This is a genomic window from Cupriavidus malaysiensis, assembly GCF_001854325.1.
Classification (GTDB): domain Bacteria; phylum Pseudomonadota; class Gammaproteobacteria; order Burkholderiales; family Burkholderiaceae; genus Cupriavidus; species Cupriavidus malaysiensis.
This window is the reverse complement of sequence record NZ_CP017754.1, coordinates 2,685,426-2,698,835: the sequence shown is the minus strand read 5'-3', so window position 1 is coordinate 2,698,835 and position 13,410 is coordinate 2,685,426. Positions and strand designations below refer to the sequence as shown.

Here is a 13,410-nt window from a genome sequence, read left to right as displayed (position 1 = left end):
ACTCGCGGGATGAATTGGTAATCGGTGTTATCTTTTGAATTGATAGTATGAAATACCATTTGTTCGGTCAAGACCGGATCGGGAAGGGAAAACCATGACGAAAGCGATGACGAAAGCGCCGGCTGCGGCGGACGGCTTCGCCCCGCTGGATGGCCAGGCCGGCTTCACCCCGCCGCGTTATTCGCGCGGCAAGCGCACCGCCGATGCCCTGCTCGAATCGGGCCGGCAATTGCTGCGCACGCGCACTCTGGACGGCATGACGGTGGAGGAGTTGTGCGCCGGGGCGCACGTCACCACGGGCGCCTTCTATCGCCGCTTCGACAGCAAGGACGCCTTCTTCAAGGCGCTGCAGGCGCTGACCATCGAGGCCTCGGCAGCGGAGCGCGGCCCGGTGGCGGGGGAGCTCGATGCCGGTGAGTGGGACCTGGAGGAGGGCATCGCGCTGATCGTCCGCTCGATGCGCAGCTGGTACTGCCGCCATGAGGGCGTGGTGCGAGCCTCGCAGATGCAGCGCGGGCGCGATCCGCAGAGCTGGGATGCGATCCGCCAGCTCGGCCGCGACTACGTCGACGCCTTGGTCCCCCGCGTGATGCGCCTGCGCGGCCTGCCGGCGCCGGTGCGGGACGAGCCGGGCGGGCTGCGCATCCGCTTCGCCTTCCAGCTCCTGTTCGGCGCGCTGAACAATGCGGTGATCAACAACCCCGGTCCGCTCGGGCTGGAGGATGCGGCGATGGAGACGGAGCTGGCGCGGGCGGTCTGTGCCTACCTGCGCGCCGCCTAGCTCCACCTGGCGCTGCCTTTGGCCGGCCCCCGGCTAAGCCAGCGCCCCCGTGGCGGCCGCGGCCTCGGCGCCCGCCGCTTCCAGCCAGGCCAGGAAGCTGCCGATGGCTTCGTCGCCGGCACGGCGGGCGGACACGTAGGCGTAGTAGCGCCAGGGCGGCAGCACGGGGCCGCGGAAGGGAAAGACCAGGCGGCCTTCCTTGACGTCCAGCGCCACCAGCGCGGTCGGGCCCATGGCCACGCCGAGCCCGTCGAGGGCGGCCTGCAGCGTCAGGTAGAAGTGCTCCAGCTGCAGCGACTGGCGCGGCACCAGGCCGCCGTTGCCGCTGGCCTCGAGCCATTCCGACCACATGCCGGGATAGGTCGCCGAGTGCAGCAGGGTGTGTCCGGCGAGATCGGCAGGGCGGCGCAGCGGCAGGGTTTCCAGCAAGCGCGGCGAGCAGACCGGCAGGCGCCCTTCGGCGAGGAACTCGCGCGCGACATAGCCGTCGGCCTGCTGGTCGCCGCCGCGGATGGCGATGTCGACTTCATCGCGGATCTTGCCGACGGGGGCGTTCGAGGTGGTCAGCCGCACTTCGACGGCGGGATGGGCGAGCTGGAACTCCGACAGCCGCGGCAACAGCCAGCGCAGCGCGAAGGTGGTCGGCGCGTTGACGCGGATGACCTGCCGGCGCGCCGCCTGGACCTGCTCGCTGGTGGCCAGCGCGATGCGGTCGAAGGCGGCCGTGATTTCGGCCAGGTAGGCGCGTCCCGGTGCCGTCAGCGCAACCCGGCGGCCGTGCCGCAGGAACAGTGCATGGCCGATCCAGTCCTCGAGCTGGGCCACGTGCCGGCTCACCGCGCCGTGCGTGACGCACAGCTCCGCGGCGGCGGCGCTGAAGCTCTCGTGCCGTGCGGCGGCTTCGAACACTTTCAGGGAATTGAGGGGCGGCAGGCGGCGGGCCATGGCGTCGATGCGCTTCCTTGCTTGTGATTTTTCCTGACAAAGAGCCCCAGTTTATATCGTTTTGACGAACAAGCCAGCACCGATATAGTTCGTCCGAAGGCAAGGCCGGCCTTCTCAACTATGTCTGAAAACCTGACCAAGCAAGTGGAGGTGCCGCCATGTCGAACGTGGTAGTCGTGGGTGCTCAATGGGGCGATGAGGGAAAAGGCCGGATCGTCGACTGGCTGGCGGAGCGGGCCGATATCGTGGCGCGCTACAACGGCGGGCATAACGCCGGCCACACCCTGGTGGTGGACGGCAAGACCTACAAGCTCGCCCTGCTGCCCAGCGGCGTGGTGCGCGGCAAGCTGGGGCTGATCGGCAACGGCGTGGCAGTGGATCCCGAGGCGCTGCTGGCCGAGATCGGACGCATGCAGGCGCTGGGCGTGGAGGTCACGCCGCAGACGCTGCGCGTGGCCGAGACCGCCACGCTGGTGCTGCCGATCCATCGCGCCATCGATGCCGCCCAGGAGGGGCTGCGCGCCAAGCCGATCGGCACCACGCTGCGCGGCATCGGTCCGGCCTACGAGGACAAGGTCGGGCGGCGCGGGCTGCGCGTCTGCGACCTGGGCGAGCCCGAACTGCTGGCGGACAAGCTGGAGCAGTTGCTGCGCCATCACAATGCGTGGTTCCGCGGCCTGGGCCTGGAGCCCTTCGCGCTGGAGCCGATGCTGCAAGGGCTGCTGGCCCTGGCGCCGCGTATCCTGCCCTTCGCCGGCCCGGTCTGGCACCTGCTGGACCGCGCCCATGCCGACGGCCGGCGCACCGTGTTCGAAGGGTCGCAGGCCGTGATGCTCGATGTGGATTGGGGCAGCTATCCCTTCGTCACCTCGTCGACCACCATTGCCGCGGGCGCCGCCACCGGCACCGGGGTGTCGCCGGCGCGGATCGGACGGGTGCTGGGGGTCAGCAAGGTCTACGCCACGCGGGTCGGCGAGGGACCGTTCCCCACCGAGCAGGCCGGCGGACTGGGCGAACTGCTGCGCGAGCGCGGGCGCGAGTTCGGCGTCAACACCGGGCGCCCGCGCCGCTGCGGCTGGCTGGACGCGGCGCTGCTGCGGCAGGGGGTCAAGGTGGCGGGCATCGATGCCCTGGCGCTGACCAAGATCGACGTGCTGGATGGCTTCGAAGCGATCGATGTGTGCGTGGGCTACGAACTCGACGGGCAGCGGCTGGATCATGCGCCGGCCAGCCTGGCCGCGCAGCGGCGCGCCGTGCCCGTCTACCGCCGCTTCGCCGGCTGGGAGCAGCCGACCCAGGGCGTGCGCTCGCTCGACCGCCTGCCGGCACAGGCGCTGGCGCTGGTGCGGGGGATCGAGGAGATCGTCGGCGTGCCCGTGGACATCGTCACCACCGGACCGGAACGCGACGACACGATCGTGATCCGCGATCCGTTCGGCCATCCGTTCGCGGGCTGAGGTCCGCGCTCCGGCGCGCCTAGGCGAGCCGGAGCCCGGGTGCCGCGGCGAAGGTGCGCAAGGCGGCGGGCAGCGCGTCCATGTCGGACGGGCCAAGCGTGGCCGCCGCGCCCGCGCAGATGGATGCCACCGTCTCGCGCGCCATGCTCACCACGGCCCGCGCCGCCGGCCGCAGCGCGACGCTGCGGCTGGTGCCCAGGCCGCACCTTGCGACGAGGCCGATCTTCTCCAGCGTCAACACGCGCTTCAGCACCGCCGAGCGCTGCAAGCCTAGCGGCGTCATCAGTTCCGCCAGGGCGGACTGGCCGCCGGAGCTGTCCAGGTGGTCCAGCAAGGCGAAGTCGGTCAAGCCGATGCCGTGTCGCCGTCCCAGTTCATCGTCGAGCTTGAGGCGCAGGCCGGCATGGGCGCGCTGGATGGCGAGGCCCAGCGCCAGTGCGGCGGCATGCATGGCCGTGTCCATGGCTGCGTTCATGGCTGCGCTCCCGGCGCGCCGTAGCCCGGCGCCTGCGTGCACGACAGTCCCTGGCGCCACAGTTCGACCAGGGCCGCCAGTTCCTGCGCCGCATCGAAGGCAGGGTCGTCGCGCGGCTTGACCCGGTCCACCACCTCGAAGACGAAGCCGGGTTCGCCGTGCTCCGCCCAGTCCTGGCGCAGCAGCGCATCTGCATGGGCGCCGAGCTTGAGTTCGAAGCGATGCCGGTTGAGCGCGGCCTGCGCGTCGTTGCTGCCGGCGACCAGCAGGCGGCCGTTCACCAGGTTGCGGATGGCGTAGACGCCGGCGCGGGTCGGGGTCTCCAGGTACTGCCGCTTGAGTTCGCGCCGGTGCTGGTTCATGGCCTCTCCTGGCTGGTGCCGGGGGCCGGCTGCGCGGCAGGGCCGGGGCTGGCGGGTGGGGGTGGACGCAGGCGCGTCAGGGCGGGTGTCATAGCAGGTGCTCCAGGTTGGGAGCGCCAATTATTACCCGGGTAATAATAAATGGTCAATAACACCCGGGTAAATTTGGGGTTGCGTGTGGCCACCGGCATCCTGGCGGTGAGGCGCCGTTCGCCCGCGCAATGCCCTCGCAAGGTCTGGCAGGGCCGGCGCGGGCGCGTTCAGGCCTCTCAGGCCGCCGCCAGGGCGTGCGAAAAGTGGTCGATGAAGGAGCGGACCTTCGGCGCCAGGTACTTGCGGCTGGTGTACACGGCATACAGGGTGATCGGCGCCAGTTCGTGGTCGGGCAGCACGCGCACCAGGCTTCCCGCGGCCAGGTCCGCCTCCACCAGCCAGGCCGGCAGGAAGGCGATCCCCATGCCGGCCTGCACCGCGCGGTGGGCCAGGCTGGTGTCGTCGGTCTTCAGGCTGGGCCGCAGGCGCACCGCCACCTGGCCCTGGGGGCCGCGCAGGGTCGCGTTCTCGCGGCTGGTGTAGGTCGGCAGCACGGCATCGTAGCGCGCGATGTCGGCGGCCTTGGCCGGCCAGCCATGCCGGTCGAGGAAGGCGCGGCTGGCGACGAGGTGGAAGTCGATGGGACAGATCGGCCGGGCGATCAGCGCGGGCGAGGGGGCGTCGGTGGCGCGCAGCGCCACGTCATAGCCCTCGTGGACCAGGTCGACCTTCTGGTTCTCCAGGCGCAGGTCCACCAGCACGCTGGGGTAGCGCCGCCGGTAGTCGGCCAGCGCGTCGACGAAGCGGGCGCTGGCGCACCACACCGGAGCTGTCACCTTCAAGGTGCCGCGCGGCGCGGCGGCGCTCTGGCTGACGGCGGCATCGGCCGCGTCCATGATCTCCAGCGCTTCGCAGCACTGGGCGTAGTAGAGCTCGCCGGCTTCGGTCAGGCTCTGGTGGCGGCTGGTGCGGTTCAGCAGGCGGGCGCCGAGGCGGCGCTCCAGGGCGGCGACGTGCTTGCTGGCCATGGCGGTGGACATGGCGAGCTTGTCGGCAGCGGCGGCAAAGCTGCCGCGCTCGACGATCTCGCGGAAGACCCGCAGGCTGAGCAGGGTGTCCATATCGTTTCCTGTGAGGAAACATTCAGTCTACCAGCGGGCTCTCGATCTACTGCGGGTGGATGGGTATCATGACCATCCTTCGGATCTCGCTGATCTGTCTCGCTTCTCCACCTTCCCCGTCCTTTCTGCCGTCCCAGCCGTCCCATGCCCACGAGATCGAGCGCACCTGCCGCGCAGCAGCCGGCCCTTTCCAACCAGTCGCCGCGCATCGACACCTTCCGTGTGCTGTTCGGCGTCGGCGTCGCGGCCATCCTGGCGCTGCTGGCGCTCGACACGCCCTGGCTGCGGACCGCGAGCCCTGTCTTCGTCGGGGCACTGCTTGCGCTGGCCGGATTGGCGGCGGCCGCCTCGGCCCGCTCGGCGCTGGTCCTGCTGACGGCCGGCTGCCCGCTGATCGCCGCGCTCGCCATGGTCGCGAGCTGCGTGCGCGGATTCAGCGGCTGATCGGCCAATTGACCTGGCGGCCCGCTCCCGGCCTGCCGGCGCGCGCCGGCACGGGGGAGGCTTCGATGCCGGTGGCGCACCGGCCCGCTCACTGAATGGCTTGAACCATGTACAGGAAAGGTACCGTCCTAGAACTGCAGTTTTCGCCGGGCCGTCTCAACGACGGCGCCGGCGATCCCTTCTGGATCGATCTGTCGGCCGAGGAGGCCGCACGCCTGCTCGACTTGCTGCAGGCGAGGCTGCAGCCGGGCAGGCCCGACACCGAGCCGCCCGCCGTGTTCGCCCTGGATGGCACGATGCCGGCCGCTGCGGAGGCGTCGGATGGCACGGACGCGCCGGTTTCCGCCGGCGCAGCGGACGGCTTCCAGCAGTGGATCTGCCTGATCTGCGGCTGGGTGTACGACGAAGCCGCAGGCCTGCCCGAGGAAGGCATCGCTCCGGGGACACGCTGGGCGGATGTCCCGGAGGACTGGCGCTGCCCGCTGTGCGACGTCGGCAAGGAAGACTTCGCCATGGTGCCGTTCTGAGCGCGCACCCGCCGGCAGTCAGTGCCGGCGGGTGCGCCGCGCCGGTCAGCCGGCCAGCGCAGTCATCAGGCGCGCGGCGGCGGCGATCAGGCTGCGGTCGCTGCCTGCCGGTCCCATCAGCGACAGGCCCATCGGCGCGCCGTCGCGGCCCGACAACGGCAGGCTGAGCTGGGGAAAGCCCGTCAGCGGCGCCAGGCACAGCAGGTGGGCGGCCTGCGTGCGGTAGTCCTCCAGCGCTTCGATCGGCGTATCGGCCAGCGGGGCGATGTCGGGCATGGCCGGCATCAGCAGGATGCCGTCGTTGCCCAGCAGGCGGCCGAGGTGGGTGGTGAAGGCCCGGCGCGCGGCGCTGGACGCCTCGAACTGCGCCGCCGTCACCGCTTTCGAGAAGCGGAAGCGCCCCGCCACGTCGGGCCCCAGCTTCAGCCCGTACTGTTCGATCAGCGCGCCGTCGGCTTGCCAGGCCTCCCAGCCCTGCACGTAGCGGAAGGCCCAGTACAGCTCGGACAGCGGCCGGTCGGCCACGCTGACGGCGGTGACCGGTGCCACCTCGCTGTCGAGGCGGGCCAGCAGCGGGCGCAGGACGGCCTGGGCGGCCGGTTCGGCCAGCTCCAGCAGATCCTGCGCCAGCAGCAGGCGCGGCGCGCCGGCCAGCGGCGCCGTATCGTCGCCCAGCAGCACCTCGGCCACGCGCGCGAACGTGGCCATGTCGCGCGCGAAGAAACCGCAGGTATCCAGGCTTTCGCTCAGCGGCAGGCAGCGCGCCAGCGAGATGCGGCCATGGGTGGGGCGGATGCCGAGGAGGCCGCAGTGGCTGGCGGGCGCGCGCACCGAGCCGCCGGTATCGGTGCCGAGCGCGAAATCGCACAGTCCGTGCGATACCGCCGAGGCCGAACCGGAGGACGAGCCGCCCGTGATGCGATCCGGGGCGGCCCCGTTGACCGGCGCACCGTAGTGGGCGTTCTGCCCGTTCATCGAGAAGGCGAGCTCGTCGGTATGGGTCTTGCCGACGAAGGCCGCGCCCGCGTCGAGCAGGGCCTGCACGGTGGGCGCGGTGGCCTGCTTGATGCCGGACAGGGCCAGCACATGGGGATTGCCGCCGCCGGTGGGGAAGCCGGCGACGTCGAACAGATCCTTGACGGCGAAGCGCAGGCCGCGCAGCGGGCCGCTGGAGGCGTGCGGCACGGCGGCGGGCGGGTAGGGCAGGAAGGCGCGCGAGGGGTGGGTGGCCAGGGTCATCGGAGTCAGTCGGTCAGATCGGGCGAGGGGTTGCGGGACGGCGGGCAGGCCCGCCGGGGTCGGATGGCGCGGCACGGCCGCCGGATCACGCGGCAGCGGCGGCGGCCGGCGCTTGCGCAGCCGCGGCGCCGCCCACCAGCACGCAGCTCACGCGATGGCCGCCGCCCAGGTCCACGGTGGGTGGAACCTGCCGCAGGCAGTCCGGGCGCGCCTGCGCGCAGCGCGGCGCGAAGCTGCAGCCGGGCGGCAGCGCCGACAGGTCGGGCGGCGAGCCGGGAATGGCTTCGAGCGGCTTGCCGCGTTCCAGGCCGTGCTGGCGGCTGCGCAGCAGCGCGGCCGTGTAGGGGTGGCGCGGCGTGTGCAGCAGCGTGCGGATCGGGCCTTCCTCGACGATGCGTCCGCCGTACATCACCGCCACGCGGTCGGCGATCTCCACCGCGGCGCCGATGTCGTGCGTGACGAAGACGATGGACAGGCCCAGCTCGCGCTGCAGTTCGCGCAGCAGGATCAGCACCTGGATCTGCACGGTGGCATCCAGCGCGGTGGTCGGCTCGTCGGCCAGCAGGATGCGCGGTTGCGCGCTCAGCGCCAGCGCGATCATCGCGCGCTGGCGCATGCCGCCGGACAGTTCATGCGGATAGGCGGCCAGGCGCCGCTCGGGGCTGGGTATGCGCACCGCCTCCAGGGCGGCCAGCGCGCGCCGGCGTGCCTCGGCCGCGCTGACCTTGCCGTGGGCGCGGATGCACTCCTCGATCTGCTGGCCGATGGTATAGACCGGATCGAGCGCCAGCAGCGGTTCCTGGAACACCATCGCCACCGTGCCGCCGCGCAGCCGTGCCAGCGCGCGCTTGTCCATGGCCAGCACGTCGTCGCCGCCGACGCGGATCTCGCCTTGCAGGCGGGTGCGGCGCGGCGGGTGCAGGCGCATCAGCGCGCGCAGGGTCACGCTCTTGCCCGAGCCGGATTCGCCGATCAGCGCCAGCGCCTCGCCCGGCGCGACCTCCAGCGAGACACCGTTGACGGCCTCGATGGTCTTGCCGCCGGCGGCAAAGGCCACGCGCAGGTCGCGCACGCGGATGGCCGGGGCGCCCGCGGCAGGGAGGGGGGATCGTTCGCTCATGGAGACTCCTCAATGCGTGGCAGCGGCCAGCGTGGCGGGGGCTTGCGGTGGCTGCAGCGGTTGCAGCGGTTGCAGCGGTTGCAGCGGACGCGAGTGGCCGCCGTCGGGCATGGCCATCAGGCAGGCGACCGGGTGGCCGGCCAGCGCCTCGCTCAGCACCGGCGTGCGTTGCGCGCAGGCAGGCTCGGCCATCGCGCAGCGGGGATGGAAGCTGCAACCGGAAGGCGGGTCGATGGGGTTGGGCGGGTCGCCCGCCAGCGGCGGCTGCAGCGTGCGCCGGTCCGGGTCCAGCGACGGCATCGAGGCCAGCAGCGCGCGCGTGTAGGGGTGGGCCGGCCGGGTGAAGAGGGCTTCGGTGGGGCCCACTTCCGCCACCTTGCCCAGGTACATCACCATGACGCGGTCGCACAGGTAGCGCACCACGTTCAGGTCGTGGCTGATGAAGACGTAGGTCAGGTCGAACTCGGCCTTCAGTTCGAGCAGCAGGTTCAGCACCTGGGCCTCGACCGACTTGTCCAGCGCCGAGACTGCCTCGTCGAGGATCACCAGGCGCGGGCGCGGCGCCAGCGCGCGCGCGATATTGACGCGCTGGCGCTGTCCTCCGGACAACTCATGCGGGTAGCGCCCGGCGAAGCGGGCCGGCTCCAGTCCCACGCGCTGCAGCAGGTAGCGCGCGCGCTCGCGCGCCTCGGCCGCCGCCACGCCATGCACGCGCGGGGTGAAGGCGATCGATTCCTCCAGCGTCAGGCGCGGGTTGAGCGAGGCGTAGCTGTCCTGGAACACCATCTGCACCTGGCTGCGGTATTGCTTGAGCGGCAGCCGGGCCGAGCCCACGCCCTGGGCGTCGAAGATCAGCTCGCCGCTGTCCTGGGTGGCGAGCTGCATCAGCAGGCGCGCGGTGGTCGACTTGCCGCAGCCGGACTCGCCGACCACGCCGAGGGTCTCGCCCTTGAGCACGTCGAAGCTGACGCCGTCGACGGCGCGTACAACGCCGGCGCGGCGTCCGGGCAGCGAGGACTTGAGCGGGAAGTGCTTGACCAGGGCGTGCGCGATCACCAGCGGCTGGGCCGGGCCGCCCAGGTCGCGCGCGGCGGCGGGCTCGAGAGGATGGAACGGGGTCAGCATGGCTCAGTCCTTGATTTCCATCGCCGAGCGGATGCCGTCGGCGAGCAGGTTGAAGGAGATCGAGGTCAGGAAGATCATCGCGCCGGGCAGCGCCGCCACCCAGGGCTGGGTGTAGATGGCGGTGCGCAGCGTGTTCAGCATCAGGCCCCACTCCGGCTCCGGCGGCTTCACGCCCAGGCCGAGGAAGGACAGGCCGGAGGCGAGGATCATCGAGACCGAGATCAGCCCGGTGGCATAGACGAAGATCGGCCCCAGCACATTGTTGAGCACGTGGGCGCGCACGATGGTCAGGGCAGGCGCACCGGAGGCGCGCGCGGCGTCGACGAACTCGCGGTTGCGCACCTGGGTGGTGACGCTCTCCGCCACGCGCACGATCTGTGGCACGAAGACGATGGTCAGCGACAGCAGCGCATTGCCGATGCCGGCGCCCAGCGTGCCCGACAGCGCGATGGCCAGCAGCACCGAGGGGAAGGCGTAGAGGATGTCGACCACGCGCATGATGGCGGTATTGGCCCAGCCGCCCGCATAGCCGGCCAGGATGCCCAGCGTGCTGCCGATGACGAAGGCCAGCAGCACCGGCGTGATGCCCATGAAGAGCGACAGGCGGGCGCCCAGCATCAGGCGCGACAGCATGTCGCGGCCGAGCTCGTCGGTGCCGAGCGGGAAATGCTCGGTGCCGATCGGCTTGAGCCGCTTGAGGATGGAAGAAGCATAGGGATCGGCCGGCATCAGGGCCGGGGCGAAGAGGGCCAGCAGCACCAGGGCCAGCAGCACCAGCGCGGCCGCCATGGCCAGCTTGTTGCGCAGCAGGCGGCGGCTCACGCCGGCCCAGTAGCCCGGCGAGTGTTCGATGGCGGCCGGCGGCGCGGCCTTGTTCAGCGTGATTTCCATGGCATGTCCTTGGCTCGGGCGCGTTGCGTCGGCGCGCGCCGGGCCGGTTCGGTTTCCTCGGTCGCTTTTGTCCTTGGTCCTGTCGGCCCTGTCGGTCCTGTCGGCCCTCCTGGCCCTTTCGGTTTTCTCAATTGCGCTGGATGCGCGGGTCGAACAGCGTCTGCAGGGCGTCGACCACCAGGTTCAGCAGCACGAAGAACACCGCCAGCACCAGGATGGTCCCCTGCAGCAGGGGAAAGTCGCGCTGGAAGATGGCGGAGTTGAGCAGGAAGCCGGTGCCGGGCCAGGAGAACACGGTCTCGATCAGGATGGAGCCGCCGAGCAGGTAGCCGAGCTGCAGGCCCATCACGGACAGCGCGGTCGGCGCCACGTTCTTCAGCACGTGGCGGAACACCGCCAGGTCGGACAGGCCGCGCGCGCGCAGGCCGACGATGAATTCGTTGGCGAGGATTTCGGCCACCAGCGCGCGGATGGTGCGCGCCACGATGCCCATCGGGATCACCGACATGGTCAGCGCCGGCAGCAGCATGTACTGCAGATGGTCCCAGTCCCAGCGCCAGTCGCCCGAGCCGTCGGGCCCGGCGCCGGTGGCGGGCAGCCAGCCGAGCAGCACGGAGAACACGATCACCAGCACCATGCCCAGCCAGTAGTGCGGCATGCTGACGCCGACCACCGACAGCAGCGAGGCGGTGCGGTCGGCCACGGTGTCGCGCAGGTAGCCGGCGACGAAGCCGAACAGGCAGCCGAGGCTGAAGCCGATCAGCGTCGCCACGGCGGCCAGCCGGATCGAATTGACCACCGCCTTCGACACTTCGTCCAGCACCGGGCGGCTGGTGGCGATGGAGGTGCCCAGGTCGCCGTGCAGCGCGCGCAGCAGCCAGTGCAGGAATTGGTCGAGGAAGGGTTTGTCGAAGCCGTACAGCGCGGTGATCTGGCGGCGCAGTTCTTCGGAGGCGTCGGGCGGCAGCACCGACACCAGCGGATCGCCGGGCGCGAAGTGGACCAGCGAGAAGCACAGCAAGGCCACCCCGAGCAGGATGGGCAGCGTGTAGAGCAGGCGGCGGAACAGGTAGATCATGATGAATGCCGGCGGGCGCCGGCGCACGGTGGCGCCGGCGCGGGTTGCACGGGTTGCGCGGGGCCGCGGCCAGCGGCGCCGCGGGGAGCCTCGTCAATCCATCGACATGGTGGCCAGGTCGATGAACCAGCTTTGCGGCTGCACCACGCCCTTGACCTTCTTCGAGATGGCGCGCGGGCCGACGTCATGCGCGATCAGCACGAAGGGCGCTTCCTCGACGATGCGCGCGTGCAGCCTGGCCAGCGCGGTATCGCGTCCCTTGGCGTCGAAGGAAGTGCGGGCGGTCTCGATCAGCTTGTCGAATTCGGCGTTGCCGAAGAAGCCCCAGTTGTTCGAGACGGGCGGCTGCGTCTTGGTGCTGACGAAGCGGACCATGGCGAAGAAGGGGTCCATCGCGGCGAAGCTGACGTTGATGGCGTTGGCGCCGTGCGCGCTGGCGTCCTTGGCGCCGATGCGCCAGTTGGTGAAGAGCGTGTTCCACTCCACCACGTCGAAGTCGACGTCGAAGAAGCACTCCTTCAGGTTCTGCTGGATGTACTCGTTCATCGGCAACGGTTGCATCTGGCCGGAACCCGACGCCGACACCTGGACCTTGACCTTGACCGGCTTGGCGGCCGTGTAGCCGGCCTCCTGCATCAGCTTGCGCGCGGCGGCCGGGTCGTACTTGATGTGGAAGGACGGATTGCCCCACCACGGATTGCCCGGCTCGACGATGCCGGTGGCGTCGGCCATGTAGCCGCCCAGCAGCGTCTTCAGGCCGGAACGGTTCACGCACAGGTTGGCGGCCTGGCGCACGCGCTTGTCGAGCCAGGGCGAGCCTGGCGCGAAGGACAACTGCCACGGCCACACATGCGGCTGCTGGTTGGCGTAGACCTCGAAGCCGCGGCTCTTGATCTGGGCGATGGCGTCAGGGGCCGGCGCCTCGATCCAGTCGACCTGGCCGGACAGCAGGGCGGCCGTGCGCGCGTTGGCTTCCGGCATCGGCAGCATCACGACCTTGTCGATCTTCGGCAAGCGCTTGCCATCCCAGTAGTGGGCATTGCGCGCCAGTTCGAGCCGCTCGCGCGGCACGAAGCGCGTCATGCGGAAGGGGCCGGTGCCCGACGCGTCGGCGGCGAAGGCGACCCAGGCCTGCTTGGCGCGCTCGACCGGCTCGGTGACCGAGGCCGGCACCGCCGCGAACTTCTTCTCCCATTGCGCCGGCGAGGCCATGAACAGGTTGGTCAGGTTGTAGGGCAGGAAGGAGTCGGGCTCGGAGGTGGTCAGCTCGACGGTCAGGTCGTCGATCTTCCTGGCCGCGCGCAGCGTCGGCATGCGCGAAACGGTGACGCCGACCTGGCTCGGATCGAACTGCCGGGCGCTCTTGTCGAGCACCTTGTTGACGTTCCAGACCACCGCGTCGGCGTTGAAGGGCGAGCCGTCGTGGAAGGTCACGCCGGGGCGCAGCTTGAAGATCCACTTGGTCTTGTCCTTGGCGTCGACCTTCCACTCCGTGGCCAGGCCGGGAATCAGCAGGCTCGGGCCGTTGTTCTTCGACAGGTCCCATTCGGTCAGGCTGTCGTAGAGCGGGATGCCCGTGAAGCGGTTGCCTTCGAAGCCCTGGTCGGGCTGGCCCAGGGTGCGCGGGACGTCGGCGGCGGTCATGCCGATGCGCAGTACCTTCTCGGCATGCGCGGCGCCCGGCAGCGTGAAGACAGTGAGGGCGGCGAGGGCGGTGGCCGAGGCGGCGGCCTTCAGGCCAGTCGCGAGAGGGGACGTGATGGGGTTCACTGGCGAAGCTCCTGTGTGGGAAGGGAGGTCGCCTTCGTCCAA

Annotated in this window: 14 protein-coding genes; 4 read left to right on the top strand and 10 right to left on the bottom strand. The window is 70.6% G+C overall.

Annotation, left to right across the window (positions count from 1 at the left end):
• Nucleotides 1-94: 94 nt before the first annotated feature.
• Nucleotides 95-781: a TetR/AcrR family transcriptional regulator gene (locus BKK80_RS11880; protein WP_084084360.1), complete on the top strand. Its 687-nt coding sequence runs from the start codon at nucleotides 95-97 to the stop codon at nucleotides 779-781.
• Nucleotides 782-814: 33 nt separating this feature from the next.
• On the opposite strand, the gene gcvA is transcribed toward BKK80_RS11880, so the two are convergent.
• Nucleotides 815-1,726, bottom strand: coding sequence for a transcriptional regulator GcvA (gene gcvA / locus BKK80_RS11875; RefSeq protein ID WP_071012971.1), 912 nt, complete (start codon nucleotides 1,724-1,726; stop codon nucleotides 815-817).
• Between the two features lie 158 nt (nucleotides 1,727-1,884).
• Between gcvA and BKK80_RS11870 the strand changes: the two genes are divergently transcribed.
• Nucleotides 1,885-3,183: an adenylosuccinate synthase gene (locus BKK80_RS11870; protein ID WP_071069531.1), complete on the top strand. Its 1,299-nt coding sequence runs from the start codon at nucleotides 1,885-1,887 to the stop codon at nucleotides 3,181-3,183.
• A gap of 19 nt (nucleotides 3,184-3,202) precedes the next feature.
• Here BKK80_RS11870 and BKK80_RS11865 read toward each other — a convergent pair whose 3' ends face one another.
• The 3 genes from BKK80_RS11865 to BKK80_RS11855 all read right to left on the bottom strand — a co-directional run bounded on the left by BKK80_RS11865 (nucleotide 3,203) and on the right by BKK80_RS11855 (nucleotide 5,174).
• Complete coding sequence (locus BKK80_RS11865; RefSeq protein ID WP_156811244.1) at nucleotides 3,203-3,658, bottom strand: MarR family transcriptional regulator; 456 nt, start codon at nucleotides 3,656-3,658, stop codon at nucleotides 3,203-3,205.
• Complete coding sequence (locus BKK80_RS11860) at nucleotides 3,655-4,020, bottom strand: GIY-YIG nuclease family protein (protein ID WP_071069529.1); 366 nt, start codon at nucleotides 4,018-4,020, stop codon at nucleotides 3,655-3,657. The genes BKK80_RS11865 and BKK80_RS11860 overlap by 4 nt, the downstream gene beginning before the upstream one ends.
• 269 nt (nucleotides 4,021-4,289) lie before the next feature.
• On the bottom strand, nucleotides 4,290-5,174 hold the full coding sequence (locus BKK80_RS11855; protein WP_071069527.1) for a LysR family transcriptional regulator: 885 nt from the start codon (nucleotides 5,172-5,174) through the stop codon (nucleotides 4,290-4,292).
• Between the two features lie 144 nt (nucleotides 5,175-5,318).
• Between BKK80_RS11855 and BKK80_RS11850 the strand changes: the two genes are divergently transcribed.
• A complete protein-coding gene (locus BKK80_RS11850) occupies nucleotides 5,319-5,618 on the top strand; it encodes a hypothetical protein (RefSeq protein ID WP_071012964.1) in 300 nt (99 codons plus the stop codon).
• A 107-nt stretch (nucleotides 5,619-5,725) separates the two neighbouring features.
• Complete coding sequence (locus BKK80_RS37835; RefSeq protein ID WP_083384073.1) at nucleotides 5,726-6,145, top strand: rubredoxin; 420 nt, start codon at nucleotides 5,726-5,728, stop codon at nucleotides 6,143-6,145.
• Between the two features lie 45 nt (nucleotides 6,146-6,190).
• Here the strand turns inward: BKK80_RS37835 and BKK80_RS11840 are convergent, their stop codons facing one another.
• From BKK80_RS11840 to BKK80_RS11815, 6 genes are all read right to left on the bottom strand, one after another.
• Nucleotides 6,191-7,384: an amidase gene (locus BKK80_RS11840; protein WP_071038372.1), complete on the bottom strand. Its 1,194-nt coding sequence runs from the start codon at nucleotides 7,382-7,384 to the stop codon at nucleotides 6,191-6,193.
• 85 nt (nucleotides 7,385-7,469) lie between these two features.
• Nucleotides 7,470-8,504, bottom strand: coding sequence for an ABC transporter ATP-binding protein (locus BKK80_RS11835; RefSeq protein ID WP_071012963.1), 1,035 nt, complete (start codon nucleotides 8,502-8,504; stop codon nucleotides 7,470-7,472).
• Nucleotides 8,505-8,513: 9 nt separating this feature from the next.
• On the bottom strand, nucleotides 8,514-9,629 hold the full coding sequence (locus BKK80_RS11830) for an ABC transporter ATP-binding protein (RefSeq protein ID WP_071069525.1): 1,116 nt from the start codon (nucleotides 9,627-9,629) through the stop codon (nucleotides 8,514-8,516).
• Nucleotides 9,630-9,632: 3 nt separating this feature from the next.
• Nucleotides 9,633-10,520: an ABC transporter permease gene (locus BKK80_RS11825; RefSeq protein ID WP_071012959.1), complete on the bottom strand. Its 888-nt coding sequence runs from the start codon at nucleotides 10,518-10,520 to the stop codon at nucleotides 9,633-9,635.
• 127 nt (nucleotides 10,521-10,647) lie between these two features.
• Nucleotides 10,648-11,598, bottom strand: a complete 951-nt coding sequence (locus tag BKK80_RS11820; protein ID WP_071069523.1) for an ABC transporter permease — start codon at nucleotides 11,596-11,598, stop codon at nucleotides 10,648-10,650.
• Between the two features lie 93 nt (nucleotides 11,599-11,691).
• Nucleotides 11,692-13,368, bottom strand: a complete 1,677-nt coding sequence (locus tag BKK80_RS11815) for an ABC transporter substrate-binding protein (RefSeq protein WP_071069521.1) — start codon at nucleotides 13,366-13,368, stop codon at nucleotides 11,692-11,694.
• Nucleotides 13,369-13,410: the final 42 nt, after the last annotated feature.

What these genes read in the sequence shown, in the direction of transcription:
- BKK80_RS11860 (WP_071069529.1), bottom strand. Translation starts at nt 4,020, where the DNA reads ATGAACCAGCACCGGCGCGAACTCAAGCGGCAGTACCTGGAGACCCCG.
- BKK80_RS11820 (WP_071069523.1), bottom strand. Translation starts at nt 11,598, where the DNA reads ATGATCTACCTGTTCCGCCGCCTGCTCTACACGCTGCCCATCCTGCTC.
- BKK80_RS11850 (WP_071012964.1), top strand. Translation starts at nt 5,319, where the DNA reads ATGCCCACGAGATCGAGCGCACCTGCCGCGCAGCAGCCGGCCCTTTCC.
- BKK80_RS11855 (WP_071069527.1), bottom strand. Translation starts at nt 5,174, where the DNA reads ATGGACACCCTGCTCAGCCTGCGGGTCTTCCGCGAGATCGTCGAGCGC.
- BKK80_RS11865 (WP_156811244.1), bottom strand. Translation starts at nt 3,658, where the DNA reads ATGAACGCAGCCATGGACACGGCCATGCATGCCGCCGCACTGGCGCTG.
- BKK80_RS11870 (WP_071069531.1), top strand. Translation starts at nt 1,885, where the DNA reads ATGTCGAACGTGGTAGTCGTGGGTGCTCAATGGGGCGATGAGGGAAAA.
- gcvA (WP_071012971.1), bottom strand. Translation starts at nt 1,726, where the DNA reads ATGGCCCGCCGCCTGCCGCCCCTCAATTCCCTGAAAGTGTTCGAAGCC.
- BKK80_RS11880 (WP_084084360.1), top strand. Translation starts at nt 95, where the DNA reads ATGACGAAAGCGATGACGAAAGCGCCGGCTGCGGCGGACGGCTTCGCC.
- BKK80_RS11830 (WP_071069525.1), bottom strand. Translation starts at nt 9,629, where the DNA reads ATGCTGACCCCGTTCCATCCTCTCGAGCCCGCCGCCGCGCGCGACCTG.
- BKK80_RS11840 (WP_071038372.1), bottom strand. Translation starts at nt 7,384, where the DNA reads ATGACCCTGGCCACCCACCCCTCGCGCGCCTTCCTGCCCTACCCGCCC.
- BKK80_RS11835 (WP_071012963.1), bottom strand. Translation starts at nt 8,504, where the DNA reads ATGAGCGAACGATCCCCCCTCCCTGCCGCGGGCGCCCCGGCCATCCGC.
- BKK80_RS11825 (WP_071012959.1), bottom strand. Translation starts at nt 10,520, where the DNA reads ATGGAAATCACGCTGAACAAGGCCGCGCCGCCGGCCGCCATCGAACAC.
- BKK80_RS37835 (WP_083384073.1), top strand. Translation starts at nt 5,726, where the DNA reads ATGTACAGGAAAGGTACCGTCCTAGAACTGCAGTTTTCGCCGGGCCGT.